Genomic DNA, 20106 nt, shown 5'->3' on the forward strand with positions numbered 1-20106 from the left:
CCCCAACACCCCACTGACCAGCACCAATACACCAACCACCCGACCACCAACACCGACTCTCACCACCACCGACCCCACACCGAAAGGCCGCAATCAGCGCACCCACGGCCAACGCCGCCGGCGACACATCCGTCATCACGGTCGTCCCCGCACACCGTCCTTCTTCCGAGTCCACCGAACATCTCGTCCAGGAAATCCGCAAAGAGACCGAACACAACGTCCTGGTCACCGGGACCACGGCCCTCAACATCGACTTCTCACAGAAGATGAACAGCGCACTGGTGCCCTACCTCGCGCTGGTCGTAGGGCTGGCGTTCATCCTGCTCATGATCGTATTCCGCTCGGTCCTCGTGCCCCTCAAGGCAGCGCTGGGCTTCCTGTTGTCGGTGACCGCCGCACTGGGCGCCGTCGTGGCCGTCTTCCAGTGGGGATGGCTGGGCTCCCTCTTGGGAGTCGAGCAGACCGGGCCCATCGTCTCGATGATGCCGATCTTCATGGTGGGCGTCGTCTTCGGCCTGGCCATGGACTACGAAGTCTTCCTGGTCACCCGGATGCGCGAGGCCTACGTGCACGGCGAGCAGCCCCACACGGCGATCGTCACCGGCTTCAGACACGGCGCGCGGGTGGTCACAGCTGCCGCCGTCATCATGATCGCTGTCTTCGCCGGCTTCATCGGCTCGGGTGAGCCCATGATCAAAATGATCGGTTTCGGACTGGCCATCGCGGTGTTCTTCGATGCCTTCGTCGTCCGCATGGCCATCGTTCCCGCAGTCCTGGCTCTGTTGGGCCAGAAAGCCTGGTGGCTGCCCCGTCGACTGGATGCGCTACTGCCGGACATCGACATCGAGGGAGCAAAGCTCTCGAGCTCGTTCGCACCCCTCACATCTACCGACCTTGACGCGACAGTCGACGAGCGCCCAAAAGTCGATCAACGCGTTGCTTCGTGAAGCCGAAGACTTAAGTCCGGCTACCGGCCATGGCCATAGCCGATCCGGAACCACAAACGGGGCCTCTGGCAGACGGGTTCTCGACAGACCCGGACCGGCCGGAGGCTTCGCTTGTCTGTCGCGTCGGGCTCTGATGTGTCCGCATTCACTCCGTGCTTCTCGCGGTCCAAGTCCAGCGCAGAAGTGCTGAACGGGGACGATCGTCTCCTCAGTACGGTCAGCCGCGACGCGCATCGCACCGGCGCCATCTGGCCCCACCGTGTCGACGGCGCCTGCCCGGCGAGGAGCGTCATCCTCGACCATCGCCTCCGGTGAAGCCTGCCGATCCACGGACTCGCATCGTGAAGCGGTGCACCCGGGTTTGCCGAATGGGACCGACGGCTCTGCCGGCGCATGGCGAGGGAATGAATTCACACGCGAGGTCAGCGAGCGTAAGCAACCAGGCCTATCCAGGCGACGGTTGGACTCACATTCATCCCGCCTACCTTTCGAGCGTTCTCCCACTGCCAGACCTGGCTTCGGTTTCTTCCTTCAGCCTGTCGCCGCCGTGAGGTCGGTCAGTCGCCTCAGGAGGTTCTCCACGGCATCGAGGAGCGGGTCGCCGTCTGTCCCGGTGTGACGGGTCAGGGCGATCTCGACCTCCGGGAGGGCGGGAAGTTCATCGGTCGCCGTCCCCGGTTCCACGTTCGCCGGGAGCAGCGCGGTGGCGCCGAGGCCGGCACGCGCGGCGGCTTGCACTGCGCCCAGAGCCGTGCTCTCGAAGACGACGTCCCATCGGATCCCCGCGGCTTCCAGGGCGTCGAACACGGGAATCCGCCAGCGGCACGGCTGGGAGAAGAGCACGAGCGGCAGTGGGTCCTGGCGCAGGTCCAAGGTCCGCGCAGCCGACCAAGCCAGCGGGAGGCGTGCCGTCCAGCGAGGCGCCTCGGCCAGGTAGAAGGGGTCGCACAGGGCCAGTTGGATCCGCCCCTCGGCGAGGGACTGCTTCATCAGGGGTCCGGAGCCTGTCACCAGTTCCAGCTTGGCGCCCGGGTGGAGGCCACTGAAATCGCTCAGCGCCTCGACCAGCGACGGCGTCACGAAGTCCTCCATCAACCCCACACCACAGTGTCCGGTGACGACCGGGCCGGCCGCCGCGAGCCCCTGAGCGGACAGGGCGAGGATCCGCTCGGCATAGGGCAGGAAGATCTCTCCGGACTTGGTCAGGGACACACCGGTCGTCCCTCGGTGCAGCAGCCGCTGGCCCACGGTGCGTTCGAGCCTGCGCAGCTGGTTGCTGAGAGCGGGCTGGCTGTGACCGAGGGCCGCGGCGGCCCGGCTGATGCTTCCGGACCGCACGGAGCTGACGAATGCGCGCAGCAGTGCCGTTTCGAGATCGTGGGCCATAACGACATGCTATGCCCCCTCTGTTCAGGGGAAGGGTTCCGCTCGTTTCGCCCCATCGGTAGCTTCGCTCTATGCACTACTTTCATGTCGATGTCTTCAGCGGAACGCCTTTCAGCGGGAACAGCCTTGCTGTTTTTCCCGGTGCAGCAGGCCTGAACGGATCCCAAATGCAGCGGATCACCGAGGAAATGCGCCACTTCGAATCCATCTTCCTGGATCAGAAGAATGAGGCGGGCGACGCATGGCGGGCACGGGTGTTCGATCTCAGTGAGGAGCTGGATTTCGCCGGACATCCGGTCATCGGGGCGGCAAGTGTTCTGCATGCCATGGCGGGCGGCGACACCAGCCGTACGTGGTCGCTGGAGCTGAAGGCGCGCACGGTGGAGGTGGTCAGGGAGCGCCGTGGCCACGGGAGGTACGCGAGCGTTCTCGACCAGGGCCCTCCGCAGTTCCTCGGGCGGCCCGTGCTGAACGACCTGTCCTCCTGGTTCTGCCTGGACGAGGAGGACCTCCACGCCGAACTGCCTCCCGAGATCGTCTCGACCGGGCTGCACTATTTGATCGTTCCCGTACGGACGGGAGCGCTGAAGCGGGCCAGGATCACGTCCGACATCACAGGACCACTGGGCCAGGTCGGAGCGCAGTTCGCCTACCTTCTGGACGCCGACGCCCTGGAAGGACGGCACTGGAACAACGACGGCGTCGTCGAGGATGTGGCCACCGGCAGCGCCGCAGGGTGTGTGGCCGCCTACCTCCGCCGGCACGAACGGCTCGGGGACGGCGACCAGCAGGTGCTGCGCCAGGGCCAGTTCTGTGGCCGCCCCAGCGAAATGACGATCAGCGCCCACGGCGGTCCGCAGGCCATCACCTCCGTCCGCGTCGGCGGAGAGGTCGCCGTCGTCGCCCAGGGGCGCCTTGAAGGGCTGCCGCAGTGACCGGCGGACCCGCCTACTTCGGGCCGCACGAGATCCGCAGCACGGTCGGCTACGCGGACGTACTGGAGCCCGTCGCTGCCGCCCTGCGTGACTACAGCCGCGGGCTCGGGGACGCACCGGCCGCCGTGTTCGCCCCTGCCGGCCCCGACGGCGACGTCCACGTGAAGTCGGCGTGGCTGCCGGGCCGGCAGGTCTTCACCGTCAAGGTCGCCTCGTGGTTCCTCGAGCGTGCACGTCGCGCAGGAACGCCCGCGAGCGGCGTCATCGCCGTTTTCGACGCGACGACCGGTGACCTGCGTGCGCTCCTGGACGACGAGCACCACCTCTCGGACATCCGGACGGCCGCCGCAGGAGCCCTCGCCGCGCGGATGATGGCGCGGCGCGACTCCCGCGTCCTGGGGGTCATCGGCACCGGCACTCAGGCTTACCTCCAGACGCTCGCCGTGGCCGACGAACTCCCGCTGCGCGAGGTACGCGTGTGGGGACGGCGCGCGTCCCATGTCCAGTCGCTCGCGCCCGCGTTGCATGCCAGGCGGCCGGATCTGCGCGTCATCGGTGTGGACAGCGCCCAGGCCGCATTCGACGGCGCCGACGTAGTGGTGACCGCGACCTCCAGCACCGAACCGCTGGTGGGCGCGTCATGGCTGACACCCGGACTGCACATCAACGCGGTGGGCGCCGACGATCCGACGAAGGCGGAGCTGACGTCCGACAGCCTGAGGCGTGCGGACCGGATCGTGGTCGACAGCCGTGAACTCACCGCCATCCACGGCGATCTGTCACGGCTTGCGGAAGAGGACCGCCGGGTCTACGCGGAACTCGGTGAGGTCCTCGCCGGAACGGCACCCGGCCGGGAGAACGACGAGGAAATCACCGTCTGCAAGCTCATCGGCCTCGGCGTCCAGGATCTGGCCGCCGCGGAAGTCGCTCTCAACATGCTCGGCGCACCCCGGCGTTCCCCAGAGATTCCTGCCCACGCGCGGGAGGTTCACCGGCAGACGGCGGAGGCGGGCACGCCAGCGGTCACCTGAACTCCTGCCGGCGAACTCAACGCGGCCTCCTGGCCGGACAGGTGCGAAGCCACAGGTCTGGTGTCCTGGCACAGCGACCCCGGGCAGCCAGCAGTGGACGCACCTCATGGACGGCCCGGGCGATCGTTGAGCGGTCCACGCCGTAGAGAACAGCCGGAGCTGTATGAAGAAGCTGGAACCGCAGGGCGATCAGGGTGGCGATGATCCGGTCGGTGAACACCCACTGATGGTTCGCCCCGGCTCCGACTGCCCTCGGACGGCCGCGACCCCTGCGGTTGTGCCTCGGATGCCATCCACGTATGAGCCAACTCGCCGATCAGCGGGCCGAGTCAACCGTGATGAACGCCGGTGAAGACGGGATGGGACAAGGGCCCTGCGGCCAAGGTGTTGCGTGATATGAACACCCAACCCGCACGGCCCCCATCACGTCACGGCGCACCCGCTGCGACTGCCGCGCAACATGCCGTCGATCTACTCTCCCTCGCTTGCGGTTGCGGCGACGCGGGCGGCTCAGCAGGTGTCGAGCGCGCCCACGGCCGCACGGACGTGGGCCGGCCCGAGACGCGGCCGCTCTCCGGCGCACCACCAGGAGAGCTGCCCCTCCACCTCGCGCGCATGCATGCCCAGGTTGTGTTCGACGCACAGGGGCCAGGCCTGCCCCAGACGCTCGGCGACGGTATCCTGCGCGGCGTCGGCGACGATCGCCAGGGCATGAGCGAGGTCTTCGGCCGCCTTCGGGTACAGGTGACCGCCGTGCCACTCGCCATTGGCCAGCGCAACGTAGACATACTCCGGCTCGCCCGCCTCGTAGGAAGGCTGGGCCAGCAGTTGCAGGGGCCCCTGCTCAGGAAGAGTCACTGCCAAGTCCCGGTGCAGGAGCGCAAGAGCCTCGTCCCACAAGGGGTACTCGCCCAGCCGGACGCGACGGAGCCCGGGACTGTCGAAGAGAGCATGCATAGGGCCATCCTCCGCTACGGATGGCCGACCCCAATCGCGCACCAGGTCGTTAGGGGGGACACACCGGCCCCCCTTTCACCGACACCGCCGACCGGCTTTCAGCACGGCACGCCCTTGCGGCGGGCATTCATCTACGGAATCAGAACGATCTTCCCCGTGGTTCGACCCTCCTCGCCCAGGCGGTGGGCGTCGATCACCTGATCAAGAGGAAATGTGCGATCGATGTGGACCGTGAACCGACCTTCTTCGGCGAGAGAAGCGAGGGCTTCCAGGTCGGCCCGATCAGGCTCCACCAGCATGAAGTCAGCTCGGAGACCGTTCTGCGCGGCCCATTGAACTGTGTCCGCATCGGCGCCGTTGAGTGCGACGACTCGGCCACCGGGCACCAACACCTCAGCCAGGTCCCGGATCTGCCCGGCGATGGTAGCCAGAAGGATATCGACGTCTCTCACCTGGGAGCTCACTTCAGAGCTCCTGTAGTCGATGACCTCATCGGCGCCAAGGCCCCTGACGAAATCGTGCTTTGCTCCGCTAGCGGTCGCGATGACGTAGGCACCGTGAGCCTTGGCGATCTGAACGGCGAGGTGGCCGACGCCTCCCGCCGCGGCCGGAATGAGCACCCGCTCTCCCGCAGCGACCCCAGCCACCGCCACCAGCGCCTGCCAAGCGGTAAGACCCGCTAGGGGAAGGCCCGCCGCTTGGACATGGCTCATGCTGGGCGGCTTGAGAACAAGGTGTCTCGACGGAGCGGTCACGAACTCCGCGTACGCTCCTGCCTCGGCCGGAAACCGTGGCATTCCAAAGACCTCGTCTCCCGGCCTGAAGCGCGTCACACCGGCTCCGACGGCCGCCACCACTCCTGAGACGTCCCAGCCGACAGAGAAGGGCGGTTCGCCCAAGCCTCCCCCGGTGCGCACCTTCCAGTCGACCGGATTCACGCCGGCGGCCTTCACCTCGACCAGGACCTCTACCGGCCCAGGTTGCGGCACATCAACCTCGACAACCTCGAGAACATCCGGACCACCCAATCTGCTCTGCATTACTCGGCGCATGTATCCATCGATATCAGGCCGACACCGCGGACAGGTGAGTAGCACATACTCAACATCCGCCTCCGCCAGTCCTTCAGATCATGCCGATCCCAGGAAGAACACTCCCGTCGGAAACGTCCAAGGTCGCCAGACGCGTTGCGTCTGCGGCGATGGAACCCGCTGTCCTGCGGGTTTACTTCCGGATGAGCGGTGACTCAGGTGCACTGAGGGGCCCGACCACAGGATGAGCGCGTTGACCGAACGGGCCAGGAGCGCCGTCGAGCCGGGGGGCCGCGGGCGCGGCCGCGTGAAGAAGGACTCCCTCGTCCCGGACCGAAGCACTACTAGAGCGACGGCTACGGCGCGTCCGTGCGCGCATGCTGGCCGCTCTGGCGCCTTGACTGCCCCGCCCGTCGGAAGGCGGGCGGGGTGCCGGCAGGAACGGCTCCTTCGCCAGTGTGAGGCGGTGGCTTGGGGGGTTACGGCGGGCCGGTGTCATTCGGCTCTGATGTTGTCCACGTACACGGTGCCCTTGGTGGCTGCACCGCTCCCGTGGACGAGGTAGAGATTGAACGCGGTCACCTCGGCGAGGTGAGCCGCATCGAGCACGGCTCCGGTGTGTTCGGTGTCCCAGGGAGCGGGTGTGAATTCGCTGAAGGGTGCCCGGACGTCCTGCCCGCTCGTGTCGGACAGCGGTATCTGGTACCAGAAGTCGACGCCGTCGGCGACGATCTGGAGTGCCCCGCCGTTTGCGGAGCCGTCGCCCCGCAACCACAGCGCAAGGGACGTGAAGGCGGACCAGTCAGCGTCGAGCGGCTTGCCTGCGCCGGTGTACTCGGAGCCGGTGAAGTCGTACGCGTAGGCCAGTCCGTAGGAGCCCGAGGACTTGTGGTCGGCCGACAGGGTGAGGGTGTGGGAGTTGACGTGGGTGTACGCCTGGCTCAGGGCGGTGTTGTCTGCGGCGTATCCCTCAAAGTCGTCGACCCAGCCGACGGGCAGGGGTGTGAGCTCGCCGAGGAGGACCACGGCTGAGTCGGTGAGCGTCTTGCCGTCCAACCGTGTGCTCACGGTGAGGGTCACTGAGCGGTTGTTGCGCAGGGCCGGGTCGATCGTCCAGTCGCCCGAGTAGAAGCCGTCGGTGTCGAGGCACAGTTTTCTGGCGCGTCCGCCGTTCACGGAGTAGGTGACCTGGCTCGCCCTCGCGGGTGTGACACGCACGCGGATGGTGGTCCTGGGGGCGGCTACGCGCTGACGGTCTGTAGGGGTCACGAGGTGCAGGAAGGGGGCGTTTTTGACAGCGGTGGTGTGAGCGGAGTACACCCCCCGGAGATCGGCTGCGAACAGGGTGTAGGGGTCCTGTTCGTACTTTACGAAGTCCGGGAACAGGAGGTGGCCCGGGTACGGCACATAGGCGCGCTTGGTGCCTCCGAAGTTGGCCCAGGTGAGCATGTACGTCACCTGGCGGGCGAGCGGGTCCGCCTCGATGGCTTGCGCCAGCTGGGTGAACCACTGCTGGTTGCGGACCTCGGTGCCGCCCTCCCCGAACTCGGTGAAGGCCGGGGCCTTGCCTCGCTCGTTCGCCAGCCGGACCACCATCGCCAGATCCTTCACCACTGCGTCCAGCCAGGGGGTCGGTCCGGCGTTTTCGTCGTACGAGTCGAAGCCGAGGACGTCGACGAATCGGTCGCCGGGGTAGGTCTTCAGGTAGTCGGCCGGGTCGCCTGCGAAACTCGAGTTGGGCGAGTAGGCGTAGAGCAGGTTGTGGACGCCCCTGGTGTCGCGCAGGTACTCGACGGTGTAGCGGAACAGCTCGATGAACTCGGCCGGGGTGGTGTGGCCGGCGCCCCACCAGAACCAGGCTCCGTTGTTCTCGTGGAAGGGGCGGAAGACGACCGGGATGGCGGTGCCGTCCGGGCGCAGTGCGCGTTTGACTGCCTTTGCGATGCGGTCGAGGAAGGCGTTGAAGTGTGCGTGCTTCGCGCCGCCGGGAAGGATCTGGCTGACCACTCGGCCCGTTGTGTCGTGGAAGTTCTTGCCGGTGACGAAGTTCGGCATGTGAGCGCTGAGGGTGTTGATCCCGCCGCGTGCGTCCCCCTGCCGGATGCACCGGCTGAGCGCGGCGATGTTCTCGGCTTCGCTTGCGCCCTCGGCGCCGGGACGCTCGTCGCCGTCGAGGATGAGGGTGTCCCAGCCGAAGACCGCGGGGTAGTCACCCACTCCCGCTCGGGTGTCGGACGCCCTGCCGTTGGGGGTGGTGAAGGTGAAGCCGTAGGTGAGGTCGTGTTGGTGGCCGAACAGGATGCCTTTGCCCTGCTGCCGCTTCAGATACGCGAACAGGGCGCGGGTGGCGGGGGTCGCCTCGTCGTCGACGATCCGGACCGGTGTTGGCGTGCCGGCGAGCGGCGTGGGGGAGGTCGCCGCGGCGGCTACGGTTGTTCGGGTGCCGGCTGCTGCGGCGACCGCGGCTCCGAGGAGGATGAACGTGCGACGGTTCAGGGGAGAGCTGGGCATGTATGTCTCCGTTTGACGTGGCGGTCTCTCGCCGAGGGGAGGTGATTCCCGGGGGGCCGGGGTGCACCGCCCGAGGGGTGTCGTGGGCTGGCCGCGTGTATCTCGAACAGCCTTGGGTTTGCAGGGTAGTTGGGAGGGAAGCTCCAGCGCTTCGAGCGCCGCCGGTTCATGCTCTGCGCCGGTCTGTCGCGCGCGACAGTGTGGACAGTGGCCGGGGCCGGCGCCCCTTTGACCGGTCGGGTCGTGGTGGCCGGGCGGGGCCCGGGCGAGGGTGGTGGTCATCATGACCGGCGCGGCCGACCGGATCGGGTACGTCACCCGGCAGCGTTGCGCACAGTTCGTCACCCGGGCGTAGGAACTGATCGTGCAGGTTGCGAGGCGCAGTTCGCTCTGGGGACATGGCGTTGGAGATCGAGCCGATGAGGTCGGTGGGCGGTTCGATGCGGAACGGCACGGATGACCTGATCACGGTGACGGGGTCGTTGCAGATGTTCGCGGACGGCATCGGTGCCGAACGTCGGGCGGTGGAGGGCTGTGGCACTGGTCGACAGCATCAGGGCAGGGCCCACCGCCGTGGCCGGCGAAATGCGTTGGTGAAGGGAAAACGGTCATAGTCATCGGAAAATTGGCCACCTGCACCGTCCCCTGCACGGCCGCGCCCGCAACGATCTACAGCGAGATCGGGCTGGGCAGCAGGGGACAACGCGTCCCGGTCACGGTCACGGCCGGCGCCGGAGTCCACTGGGGCTTGTCAGTTGGATGGCGCGCAGGGCACAAGCCGCCGCTCTGGCCCACGCCCTTCGTCCAGGTCGGCAGAAGGTCGACGGCGGCGCCGGCGTGGCGGCCGCGTGCGGTATCCCGATTCAGGCCGTATCACTGCCGGCGCGGCCTGAACGGCGGGAGGCCGCTGTTGTCGTGGGGTGGCTGTGACGGCCGCAGGCGTGTCAGTCACCGCCAGGTCGTGATCGGGGGTTGTCCGGTGGTGGGCGCGGGCGTGTTCCAGTACTTCCTCTACGCCCTCAACGCCTTTCGCGTGCTCCTCATCCGCGGCGCCCACGCCCCCTCCCCCCTCCGCGCGTCCACACCACGGGCCCCACTACCCGCCATTTCCTCGACCAAGTCATCCACGTGAGTTGAAGAGCACCGCCCTACAAGCAGCGGTCCTCGAGTCCGCGGGCTGATCCGGTGCGGGTCTCCGGCCGGGCGCTGCAGAACGGGAAGCCGAGCGGTGGAGCGTGGGAGGGCGAGTCCTGGCGGATCAGACGCTAACTCAACAAAGCCAGGGTAACTATGCAGAACTTGAGCCTTCTATAGAGAGTTGCTGGTAGTGTCACAGGAACTCGATAAGAGGGGGAATCTGATGAAGGTGACCGTGTTCCAGTTCGAGGGGACTGCCGAGGAACTGGATGCCTCGCAAGTACTGAAGGAACTGACCAACCAACGCCGTGGCCCCGTTTCGACAGCCCCCGAAGGCGGCCACGACAGCCAGACGCTGCCGGCTGGGATTCCAGGAGTGGCCGACGAGGGCCAGGAAACGGTGCGTCAGTTGCTGGGCCGCAGCCCGGCTCCAGGTCTGTTCATCCGGTTCCTTAAGGAAACGACCCGGTGGGACAACGTCGGTGTCTACGGCATCAAGCGCAAGAACGCGCTCCCCGACGCCCCGCTGGACTACAGCCGCTACCTGCGCCTGCGCCGGCAGGGGTCACAGTTTGGCGGCTTCGCCTACGTCTACGCGGAGTACAGCACCATCAACCTCCGGCTCAACTACAGCCGGCAGCAGCTCGACGACCTCGGCATCAAGTCCGCCCGGACCCTCACCACCGGCCACCGGGAGTACCGCGTCAGCGTCGACCTCACCGACGAGACAAGCCTGGCCGACGCCCTTCAGCTGGCCGAGCTGGCCTACCAAGCCACCTAAAACCAGACCCTCCACGGGCCGAGACCGGCAGGAAGCCGTCGGGAAGTGCAGGTGGCCTGCCCGGATTCCGGTACACCAACGGCAGTGCAGGGCCCGTTCGTGCAGGGCCCGTTCGTGCAGGCCCGGAGTCCGAAGCCGGAGGGCGTGGACAGAGCGCCGGCGTGCTGCTGGTCGACGGGCTTGCGCCGCTGACTCTCCGTCCCGGCACAGTGCCGGCCATCGACATTCCCGCTCTGCGGCTCTGCTCCACTTGGCCGCAACCCCCGGGGGTTGACGATGCTCTCCCCGCCGTGTCCGCCTGCTGCACCCCCGGAGTATCGACGATGACCGCGCCCCGTTTCCCCGGCGTCCTCGGCATGACCGCCGCGGGCCTGACAGCGTTCGGCGATGCCCCGGTGCGGGTCGCGTTCACCTTCGCGCTGCCTGGCCTGCTCACGGCCGTGCCCCGGAGCATGGGCGAGGTGCTCGCCTGCATCTCCCGTTTCCGGTCAGAACCTGTTTTCCGGCCCGTGGGCTGAGTTGGACGGGGCGGGCGTACTGATCAGCCGCCCGTGACGGCCAACAGGAGTCCGGAGGCGATCAGGCCCGCCTCGACGAGGAGGACGAAGATGTGGGCGGGCAGCCGGTCGACGATCTTCTTGCCCGCCCAGGCACCCGCCGCGCCGGCCGGGGCCAGGGCCAGGCCGATGGTGGCGCTGGTGGCGGTGAGCACGGCGGCGGCGCTGAAGACGACGAGTTTGGTCAGGTGCATCACCACCGCGGAGGCGGCCTCGGTGCCGATGTAGGCGCCGCGTATCAGGCCGCGGGCGAGGAAGAACGGGGCGACCATCGGGCCGACCGAGCCGACCAGCGCGGAGCCGAACCCGGAGGCGGCACCGACGGCGGCGAACGCTTTGTCGTCCAGTCGGGCGGCGTGCGGTTTCCAGCGCCGCCAGGCGACCATGACCAACAGGAACACGCCGATGAGGTGGGTGAGCGCGGGCAGCGGGGCGGTGGCGAACAGCGCCGCCCCGGCTGCGGCGGCCGGGGCGGCGCCGATGGCGAAGATGCCGACCAGGCGCCGGTCGATCTCGGTCCGGTTGAACCACACTCGGCTGCCGTTGCTTGCCAGCTGGGCGACGGTCAGCACAGCGACGGCATCGCGGGTGCCGAGGACGGCGACGAACACCGGCAGCAGCAGCACCCCGCCGCCGAACCCGGCCACCGCCGACAGGGCCGCGGTGGCGAACGTTGCGGCGACGATGGCGATGGCCTGTAGTGCTTCTCCCATGCCGGTGATTGTTCCGTCAGCCTGAGCGGCGGCGGGAGGCGGGGCGAGAGAGCAGAACCGGGTCGTCTCAGGCGGCTTGCGCGAAGGGGGGCGCCGTTGTGGCCGGCTTGGCGGGACGGCTCTGCCGACGCGTGAGCCGCCTGGTCATGAGGGTGATGGCGGCCCAGGTGCTCAACATTTCGGAGTGCTGGACGAGCCGTTCGTAGTCGCGTGCACGGCGGCGGGCGTGCATGATCCAGGCGAGCGACCTCTCGACGACCCACCTGCGGGGCAGGACGACGCACCCGGTGGTGTCCTTGGGGCGGCTGACGGTCTTGATCGTGAGGTTGAGGTGCTGTTTGGCCCAGGACACGAGCTTGCCCGCGTAGGCGCGGTCGGCCCGGACGATGGTGATCTCGGGGTGCATGAGGCGCAGCCGGAAGAGGACTTCCCTTTGCCGGGGCGGAGTCGTGCAGGTCGGCCGGGGTGACCATGACCGGCAGGGGCAGTCCGCGAGTGCGGTGCCGACCACGAGGTGGCGCTTGCGGCCGGTGATCTTTTTACCCGCGTCGTAGCCGCGGCTGTCCTTGCCGACGGTCTCTGCGGCCTTCACGGACTGGGAGTCGATCACGGTGGCGACTGCCCGGGAGCCGTTGCCCGTCTCGCGGCGGATATGTCCGGCGAGCGGGTCGCGGATCTGGCCGACGACACCGGCCGCGGGCCCAGCGGGCCAAGAAGCCCCAAACAGTCCGCCAGGGCGGGAAGCCAGCGGGTAAGGCCCGCCATTTGCAGCCGGTGTCCACGACATGGCGAATCGCGTCGACGACCTCGCGGCGGGGATGCTCCTTTGGCCTGCCGCCGCGGCTGGTCTCGCAGGCCGGGGCGGGCAGCAGCGGTTCGAGCAGGGCCCGTTCGGTGTTGGTGGTGTCCGGGGGGAACGGCGAGGGCGCATGGCGGGGCCTTCGAAGGGCGCGGTGGGACCGCGCACCGACAGACGGCCCCAGCGCAGGTCAGGAGCTGACGACGAGGTCGAGGGCGGATTCGATGGAGTTGAGCCGCACGGTGATGTGCTCGACCCACTTGCCGCCCGGGTAGGCGCCGGCGTGCGGGGCGATGGTGCCGGTGACGAGCCGGCGGAACCCGGCCGGCTCCTCCCTGACCACAGCCCGTTCGCAGGCTTCCAGGGCGGCCCGCTCGGCACCGCGCTGACAGCCGTTCGCGCGGGTCCAGACCAGCGGCCGCCATCCCTCCTCCCCCGCCCGGTCCTTCAGCAACGCGAATCCGGACCGCACTAGGCCGGCAGACAGATCGCCCGCGCATACCCGCTGAGGGAACAGCAGACCGGCGGGTCCGGTCTCGAACAGCACGAACCGGACGGTGTCCCATGTGCCGCCGGGCGGCATCACCTCGCCGCCGCGAGGCTCGGTGTCGGCGTACGCCTGAATGTGCTCAGTCGCGTACAGGTGAACGTGTTCACTGTCCTTGCAACTGAATCAGCTTTCCCGCCGGTACGCGCCGGGGGCCAGCCCGTGCATGCGCTTGAACGCGTTGGCGAAGGCGAACTCGGAGGTGTATCCGACCTGGGCCGCGATCGATCTCAAGGGCGCTTCCGTCGCCCGTAGAAGGCGGGCTGCCGTGGTCAGTCGCCACCAGGTCAGGTAGCCGAGGGGCGGTTGACCGATCATCGAGGTGAAGCGCCTGGCGAACGTTGCCCGCGAAAGGCCGGCTTCCGCGGCGAGTTTCGCCACGGTCCAGGGCGCTGCCGGGTCGCGGTGGACGGCGTGGAGGGCGGCGGTGACCGCCGCGTCGTTGAGTGCTGCAACCCAGCCTGTGGTGCTGTTGCGGGTGGGCTGTTCGGCAAGCCAGATGCGCAGGATGTACATCAGGAGCGTGTCCAGGAGCGCGGGGACGGTTGCGCTGGTGCCCAGGCGCGGATTGCCCACCTCGGCAGCCAGGAGTTGCACCGACGCGTGCAGCTCGGGGTGGCGGTCCCGATCGGCAGGCAGGTGGATCAGGTCGGGCAGGGTCAGCAGCAGGGGGTGGGTTCGGGACGGATCGAGCCGGTAGGCACCGCAGAGCACCACGGTGGCCGGGCCACCCTGACCGAGCCGGTCGACGCTGTCCGACGCGTAGGGCCCGGCCAGCTCAGCGTCGTCGGGGGTACAGGCAGGGGCAGTGACCACGGTTGCCGGGCCGTCGGCCAGGGTGTGCCCGCTGCCGTGCGGCAGGAAGAGCACATCGCCCGCACCCAGTTGGACCGGTGCGGCGTGCGGGGGCAGGAGCCAGCAGTGGCCCTCCAGGATCACCTGGAAGCCTGCCGAACCCGGTACGGACGCGAACTGCTGTCCCCAGGGTGCATGCCATCGCACGTACGCCGACCGGGGCCGGCCGGTCCGCGCCACCGTGATCACATCGCTGAGCACATCCATGGGGCGAGCGTACGCATGAGACGCACACGCATGAACAGGTCACCCTGACGCATGGATCGTCTCCGTATGCGGCCCGTAGGTTCACTCCATGAAGATGAAGACCGCGCGTATCCACGCGTTCGGCGATGCGTCCGTGATCCGTTACGACGACGTTCCGCAGCCTCGACCCGGCGCCGGTGAAGTGCTCGTCCGCGTCGCGGCGACTTCGTTCAACCCCACCGAGGCCGCGTTGCGCGCCGGGCTGCTGCAGGTGTTCCTTCCCGTGGATCTCCCCTACACGCTGGGCTGGGACGTCGCCGGCACGGTTGCCGAGATCGGCCCGGGGACCGAGGGGTTCGCCGTCGGCGACCGCGTCATCGGGCGGCTGGAGGGTGCCGGTGCGGCCGCCGAGTACGTTCGGGCGCCGGGTGAACTGCTGGTCCCGGCACCGGCGTCCGTTCCTCTCACGCACGCCGCAGCCGTGCCGGTGGCGGGCCTGACAGCCTGGCAGGCGGTGTTCGAGCACGGAAAGGTGACCGCCGGCCAGCGGGTCCTGGTCAACGGCGCGGGAGGAGGGGTCGGCGGCTTCGTGATACAGCTCGCCAGGCACACCGGGGCCGAGGTGATCGCCACGGCCAGCGCCCGCAGCGCCCAGGCAGTCCGGCGACACGGGGCGAACCACGTGATCGACTACACCGCCGGGCCGGTCGCCGCAGCGCTCGACGGCCCAGTGGACACCCTGCTCAATCTCGTTCCGCTGAGCCCGCACGATGCCGCTGCTCTGGCATTTGCGGTACGGCCGGGCGGGCAGATCGTCTCGATCGCAACACCTGTCGAACCGCCTGCCGACGCCGGGGTGAGGGCGATGCACATGGTCGCCCGCAACGACGTGGTGCAGCTGGCGGCACTCGTGGAACTCGTCGACGCGGGTGAGGTCGCACTCGACATCAGCGCATCACACCCGCTGGCCGACCTCGCGGACGTCCACCGCCTCGGTGAAGCCGGCCGGATCCGCGGCAAGGTCGTCATCATCCCCTGAGCCCGACGCCGCACCCTGTAGCCGCCTCCCCAAGCCACAACTCGGTGGGCACGTTCACGTGTACGCAGCTGAGCACATTGGCGAGTACGCCGACACTCGGGGCATGCCCGAGGCTCGGGGCATGCCTGCTCGCCTTCACCATGCGGGCCCGCACCACCTCGACGATGCCGGCCTCATCGACGTCACCCGCGTCGTCCTGGACACCGCCCCCGTCCGGGCAAAAAAAGGGGGGTCGAACACACAGGCCCGAGCCCCGTGGACCGGGACAACCCGGCTTCCAGGATGCGTCCTGTCGGACGCGAACGGACCGCCCCTCCTCGTCGGCGTCCCGGCCGGCAACACCCACGACAGCAAAGGGCTAAGCCCATGGCCGAGGGCCACCAAACGCAACACGACCCCTACCGCGGACGGCACTTCACGCCACAACGGCTGCACGCGGACAAGGCCTACGACATTCCCCACCTGCGGAGATGGTGGTGGGGCAAGCACATCAGCGTGCCCATGGCCCGCAAAAGAGTCGCGTCCAGCGAACGAAGAGAGCACGCCGGAGATGGGCGATCGAGCGCACGATGTCGTGGCTGTCCCGCTACCGCAGACTCAGCCCCCGCTACGAGCGCGACCCCCGCAACTGCCTGGCCTTTCCCGGACTTGCCGCCGCACTAAATCGCGAGGCAGCCGACGCAGATAGCAACCGGGCTGGCTCTGGTCACCTGTGTGCGGTCCAGGCCGGGACCGCCGGGCGTTGTGCGGCCGACCCTTCAACCGGACTACGTCAGGACGAGAGGCACGGTGATGGTGAGGTGTTCGTCGGCGGTTGGCAAGGCGGCGGCAAGAGCGTTCATACGAGCTGCGAGGTGGCCGATCACCCGCCTGGTCAGTTCCTCGTCCCACTGCGCTGTGCCTTCCGGCGGCAGGCACATCTCCTCCCTGGCAGGGGGGTTGTCACCGAGATAGCGCGCGGTATCCATGTTGACGACCCAACAGGCCAGCGCGATCTTCACCTGCCCGGGTGCCGCCCACTGCGCCCGTATGTGGGCGCACATGCTGAAGTCGTCCCCGCCGAATGTGACCGTCGTGGAGAACGACCTGCCACGGGGGTACTGCCGTATCAGCTTGAGTATTGCTGGTTCCACAACGGCTCGCGCCATAGGTTCCGCATACACCGTCTGCCCCCCCCTGCCGAGCCTGGCCTTCAGCATCCCAGACGGGGCCTGCGACGAACAGATCGGCTGCCGTCCCGACCGTTTCCCCTCCACGGGAACGCTGTGCACCTCGTGGGCATGCAACCGGCGCCGCACGCTGCGGGATGGCTGTTGGCCACATTCGGGACATGGCGTGACGTCGGTCTTCAGGTCTGGCCCGGGTGGCCGGCTGCTGCGCAACAATCGCGGGGCAGCCCGCTAGAGTTCGCGGCGACCTTCGAACGAAGCGCATTCGCCAGGCGCCTGGCTGCGGCCGGCTACCCCTGGCAGCACCTCGTCCTCACCAACGTGGCCGCGCTCGCCCTGTCCGCCGCGGCTGTCTCGGCCTACGCCACCGCGCTCTCGTTCCTGCCGACGTGCGCGCCATACCTCCAGCCGACCCCGGTAACCAGCCTTCGCCTCCCCACCCCTCACACCTATGCCCCACGCTGGCGGCCATCGTCACCCAGCGCGCACCACGGTGGAGTCCACCCAGCGGACGGTGTCCGGCATCGCCACCACAGCCAGGCATGGGAGTGCCGCAACCGGAACAGCGCGTCGAGCGTCGCGGCGCGCGGCCGCGTTCGCCGATCCGCTTCTGCCGCGAGCGAGGCCCGCGTGACCGCCCGGCAGGGGCCGGCGCCGCCCTGCATTCTGGAATCGCCGCCGCTGCTTGCCCAACTCCTGCCTGTTCACCGCCTTGGACTTCAGCTTCCGGGGCCGCATCCAGATCAGCTGCCATCCCAAAGGCTCATCGGGCTCGGGCTCGGGCTCCTGGTCCTCGTTGAGCGCGGCAGCCATCCACGCGCGGGCCACGCGGGCGCGTGCGAGTGCGTCGCCGGGATTGGGGCTTCCGGGGTGCTCATGCGACTCCCCCTGTGGTCCGGCCCGGTGTGTGCTGGGTGCCGGGCTGGCGGGTGTACGGCTACCCGGCTGCCGCCGGGGGTGGGCGGCGGCCGTGGCCGGGGGCGCGCTCCCGCTTGCCGTCCTGGATTCCGGCGGCCAGCCGAGCGGCGGCTTCGGGGGTTCGGCGGGACTGCTCCAGGGGCGCCTGGCGAGCCCGAGCTACGGCTGCGCTGCACCCCGAGCCTGATCCGCACCCAGTTCGGCGGATCACCGAACACCCGCTGATACGTCGGCCGCTGACGCTCGTTCATCTCGTCGAGCGCCTGCGGATGCCCCCGCCACAGCAACTCCAGCGTGATCACCGCGTACGAGTGCCTTGTGTCTGCAGAGGCCGTATGCGGATGAGCCAGCGTGCGATTGAGGAGGTGCGTCGGTGGGGACACTTTCGTGCCGCACATAGCCGGGCGGGTTGCATCCCGGAGAGTCGATATGACCAAGCTCACCTCGCTGGTGCCGGAGGCAAGGCATCCGCGATCATGGAGCTCACAGTGGCGACCCGATGAGCCAGATCGCTGGCAGGGACGTCGATGAGCTCGTAGCCAAATGCGCGATAGCTCTCTTCGTGGATCTTTTCGAAAGCCAGTGATTCCTGAAAACTGATCCGCCGGGCTGCGGTCGGCTCGCAGAAGCCCACATTGCGAACGAAGAACACTTGGCGCTCGTAGACCCCTTCCGAGGTGATCCGTTCGAGTTCCGCGGCCAGCGCCGGGGACACCGGCCACCCCAAGTAGGTGGTGAGGGCGTGGGTGCAGACCGGTGATCGGTCGAAGACCTGAAGAGAACCGGTGGCCTCCAACTGTCGCTGCCGCTGCAGAGCCACGATCTCGTCGATGAAGGACGGGCGTGTCCATGGCTGGTCGTCGCCCAGCGCCTGTGCTCGTGTGATGACTGCCGTTGCTGCCTCCTCGACAACCCCGTATCCAAACTCGTCCAGGCACCGCAGGATTGATGTCTTGCCCGCGCCCGGCGTGCCGGTGAGAACGTACCGCCGCATGATTCGAGAACCCTTTCTTGCAGGTCGGGACAGGCTCACTGGTCCGATTTGGCCTCTGGCCGAAGGCAGCAAGCACAGTGGAGTCCTGGAGATGGGGTGGGGGACACAGGCGGATCCTCGAACGGCTGATGTGCCGGAGACGCCTCTGAGAGCCGAGGCGATGAGCAAGGCGACCACGGCCAGATTGCTCAACGTCCTGCTTGGTACCAGTACATCCTGTCGGCCAGCGTCTCGGCAACCGTCGCTGGTACGCCGTGGTCGCAGCGCAGTACGTGACTTGGTCCTCGTCATCCCGCCGGGTGGCGCGATGACTTCGGGAGCCGTCCCGCCGGGGGCGGTCACGACTGGCTTTGGCGTGGGTTTCGACACCGCCTGTCGCCCAGGGACGACACCGCCCGGTGCTGGCGGAGAGTAATAGCGACGAGATTTGACATCACTTCGGGGCTTGCGATGGGAGGATCGGTGTGCTCCTCGTAGTGAGGGGGCGCCGATGCCGCCCAAGACCAAGGTCGATCACTACGCGGCCATCGCCGACCGCCTTACCTTCGGCGGCAACCTCACCCAGACCGGCACCGACTCCTACCGCCTCGCCATCACCCAAGCCGCCGGGCACAACGCCGGCAGATGAGCTGCGACCTCTCCGTCCATGACGGATGCAAAGGAACTGGTGCCTGTCGGGGTCGTGCAGCCGGGTTACAAGGTCGACTCCTGGCGGCCTGCGCCACTGTCGTCCAAAAGGCCGAACATCGGCAGACAGGGCGGCAGCCCGACGACCGACACCGGGACATGCTGGTGCACCTGCCAGCGGGCTCGCGTCAGTCTCAGCCGCCGCATAATCGCAGGTTGGCCACGCACCACATGCCGCTCGACCCCGTCGAGTTCGTAACCGTGTTTCATGGATACGGTGAACGAGGAGGCGTTGTCCTCGAAAGCACCCGACATCGCCTCGAGTGCGTTCAGGCCGACAAAGGCCAGGTGCAGCACTGCGGCACGCATCTCCGTACCGATCCCTTGCCGCTGGAACGGTGCCCCGAGCCAGGAGGCAGTGCTCACCTCCCGCAGCATGGCAAAATCCCGGGCCGCGATAGTCTGCAGGCCGACGACCTGGTCTTTTTCAAAGACAACGAGGTTCAGGGCCCAGTTCTCAGGTGACCAGTTCCCCCTGCGCAACCAGTGGTGCTGCACCACCGAGCGCGCCCGGTCCGCTGGAGGCAAATCGGTCCACGGCACGAGGAAGGGCATGCGGTCCGGCTCGTGGACGCCTTCTGCCGCAAGCTCACCCAACTCGGCAAGCTCATCCTCGCTGGGCAGTCGCAACTCCAGACGCGGGGTACTCAGACGCAGTCCTACCAAGGGCCAGTGGTCAATCAGCATGCGTCATTGTCGAAGACGAGCGCAGCCCCGGTCATCTGAATTCCACGCGCGGCCAGACACGAGGTTCGGCCTGTGAGTCACCGGCTCGGCGGGCGACGCACACCCAAGTGGTGTCAGTTCCGAGACTCTGGCTCAATTTCCGTGATCGCATGGCTGTGAGTGACACCGGTTGGGTAGGCAGCGACGCTTTTCCGTATGCGCGCCCGGATTTCGACCCAGAGCTGCTGACAGACAAACGA

18 protein-coding genes and 3 pseudogenes are annotated in these 20106 nt (G+C 68.0%); 8 read left to right on the forward strand and 13 right to left on the reverse strand.

Annotated features, from left to right (window positions below; translation table 11 throughout):
• Window positions 1–89 precede the first annotated feature (89 nt).
• Window positions 90–947: pseudogene (locus D1369_RS00005) on the forward strand (MMPL family transporter); the annotation flags it as partial.
• 531 nt (window positions 948–1478) lie between these two features.
• Here D1369_RS00005 and D1369_RS00010 read toward each other — a convergent pair.
• The gene (locus D1369_RS00010; protein WP_007387203.1) at window positions 1479–2333 is read right to left on the reverse strand and encodes a LysR family transcriptional regulator; all 855 of its coding nucleotides are present in this window, start codon (window positions 2331–2333) and stop codon (window positions 1479–1481) included.
• A 71-nt stretch (window positions 2334–2404) separates the two neighbouring features.
• Between D1369_RS00010 and D1369_RS00015 the strand changes: the two genes are divergently transcribed.
• Window positions 2405–3268 (forward strand): PhzF family phenazine biosynthesis protein, encoded by an 864-nt coding sequence (locus D1369_RS00015; protein WP_007387202.1) that lies wholly within the window; start codon window positions 2405–2407, stop codon window positions 3266–3268.
• Window positions 3265–4299: an ornithine cyclodeaminase family protein gene (locus D1369_RS00020; RefSeq protein ID WP_007387201.1), complete on the forward strand. Its 1035-nt coding sequence runs from the start codon at window positions 3265–3267 to the stop codon at window positions 4297–4299. The genes D1369_RS00015 and D1369_RS00020 overlap by 4 nt, the downstream gene beginning before the upstream one ends.
• 16 nt (window positions 4300–4315) lie before the next feature.
• Here the strand turns inward: D1369_RS00020 and D1369_RS00025 are convergent, their stop codons facing one another.
• The 4 genes from D1369_RS00025 to D1369_RS00040 all read right to left on the reverse strand — a co-directional run bounded on the left by D1369_RS00025 (window position 4316) and on the right by D1369_RS00040 (window position 8798).
• Complete coding sequence (locus D1369_RS00025; RefSeq protein WP_007387200.1) at window positions 4316–4519, reverse strand: transposase family protein; 204 nt, start codon at window positions 4517–4519, stop codon at window positions 4316–4318.
• A gap of 290 nt (window positions 4520–4809) precedes the next feature.
• Window positions 4810–5256, reverse strand: a complete 447-nt coding sequence (locus D1369_RS00030) for a hypothetical protein (protein ID WP_007387199.1) — start codon at window positions 5254–5256, stop codon at window positions 4810–4812.
• Window positions 5257–5387: 131 nt separating this feature from the next.
• Window positions 5388–6308 (reverse strand): NADP-dependent oxidoreductase, encoded by a 921-nt coding sequence (locus D1369_RS00035; RefSeq protein WP_007387198.1) that lies wholly within the window; start codon window positions 6306–6308, stop codon window positions 5388–5390.
• A 474-nt stretch (window positions 6309–6782) separates the two neighbouring features.
• Window positions 6783–8798, reverse strand: a complete 2016-nt coding sequence (locus tag D1369_RS00040; RefSeq protein ID WP_037902664.1) for a glycosyl hydrolase — start codon at window positions 8796–8798, stop codon at window positions 6783–6785.
• 1360 nt (window positions 8799–10158) lie between these two features.
• Here D1369_RS00040 and D1369_RS00045 point away from each other — a divergent pair.
• On the forward strand, window positions 10159–10716 hold the full coding sequence (locus tag D1369_RS00045; protein WP_037902660.1) for a hypothetical protein: 558 nt from the start codon (window positions 10159–10161) through the stop codon (window positions 10714–10716).
• Between the two features lie 323 nt (window positions 10717–11039).
• Window positions 11040–11234: a hypothetical protein gene (locus tag D1369_RS00050; RefSeq protein ID WP_037902658.1), complete on the forward strand. Its 195-nt coding sequence runs from the start codon at window positions 11040–11042 to the stop codon at window positions 11232–11234.
• Between the two features lie 23 nt (window positions 11235–11257).
• On the opposite strand, the gene D1369_RS00055 is transcribed toward D1369_RS00050, so the two are convergent.
• From D1369_RS00055 to D1369_RS00070, 5 genes and pseudogenes are all read right to left on the reverse strand, one after another.
• Window positions 11258–11986: a TSUP family transporter gene (locus D1369_RS00055; protein WP_007387193.1), complete on the reverse strand. Its 729-nt coding sequence runs from the start codon at window positions 11984–11986 to the stop codon at window positions 11258–11260.
• 67 nt (window positions 11987–12053) lie between these two features.
• On the reverse strand, window positions 12054–12596 hold the full coding sequence (locus tag D1369_RS43565) for a transposase (RefSeq protein ID WP_240436025.1): 543 nt from the start codon (window positions 12594–12596) through the stop codon (window positions 12054–12056).
• Window positions 12526–12969, reverse strand: coding sequence for a transposase (locus D1369_RS43570; protein WP_082319523.1), 444 nt, complete (start codon window positions 12967–12969; stop codon window positions 12526–12528). Before D1369_RS43570 ends, D1369_RS43565 begins: the two co-directional genes overlap by 71 nt.
• Before the next feature lie 6 nt (window positions 12970–12975).
• Window positions 12976–13351, reverse strand: a pseudogene (locus tag D1369_RS00065) (RacP protein).
• Window positions 13352–13458: 107 nt separating this feature from the next.
• Window positions 13459–14394 carry an AraC family transcriptional regulator gene (locus tag D1369_RS00070; protein ID WP_007387190.1) on the reverse strand — a complete coding sequence of 312 codons (936 nt, stop codon included), beginning with the start codon at window positions 14392–14394 and terminating at the stop codon, window positions 13459–13461.
• An 88-nt stretch (window positions 14395–14482) separates the two neighbouring features.
• On the opposite strand from D1369_RS00070, the gene D1369_RS00075 reads away from it, so the two are divergent.
• On the forward strand, window positions 14483–15412 hold the full coding sequence (locus D1369_RS00075) for an NADP-dependent oxidoreductase (protein WP_007387189.1): 930 nt from the start codon (window positions 14483–14485) through the stop codon (window positions 15410–15412).
• A 112-nt stretch (window positions 15413–15524) separates the two neighbouring features.
• Window positions 15525–16074: pseudogene (locus D1369_RS00080) on the forward strand (transposase); the annotation flags it as partial.
• A gap of 105 nt (window positions 16075–16179) precedes the next feature.
• On the opposite strand, the gene D1369_RS43575 reads toward D1369_RS00080, so the two are convergent.
• A complete protein-coding gene (locus D1369_RS43575; protein ID WP_237557723.1) occupies window positions 16180–16413 on the reverse strand; it encodes a hypothetical protein in 234 nt (77 codons plus the stop codon).
• Between the two features lie 1525 nt (window positions 16414–17938).
• Window positions 17939–18493: an AAA family ATPase gene (locus D1369_RS00100; RefSeq protein WP_007387185.1), complete on the reverse strand. Its 555-nt coding sequence runs from the start codon at window positions 18491–18493 to the stop codon at window positions 17939–17941.
• A gap of 490 nt (window positions 18494–18983) precedes the next feature.
• On the opposite strand from D1369_RS00100, the gene D1369_RS00105 reads away from it, so the two are divergent.
• Window positions 18984–19121 carry a hypothetical protein gene (locus tag D1369_RS00105; RefSeq protein WP_237558100.1) on the forward strand — a complete coding sequence of 46 codons (138 nt, stop codon included), beginning with the start codon at window positions 18984–18986 and terminating at the stop codon, window positions 19119–19121.
• A 65-nt stretch (window positions 19122–19186) separates the two neighbouring features.
• On the opposite strand, the gene D1369_RS00110 is transcribed toward D1369_RS00105, so the two are convergent.
• Window positions 19187–19867, reverse strand: coding sequence for a GNAT family N-acetyltransferase (locus D1369_RS00110; protein WP_037902655.1), 681 nt, complete (start codon window positions 19865–19867; stop codon window positions 19187–19189).
• Between the last annotated feature and the right edge of the window lie 239 nt (window positions 19868–20106).

It is taken from the genome of Streptomyces sp. CC0208 (assembly GCF_003443735.1).
Classification (GTDB): domain Bacteria; phylum Actinomycetota; class Actinomycetes; order Streptomycetales; family Streptomycetaceae; genus Streptomyces; species Streptomyces sviceus.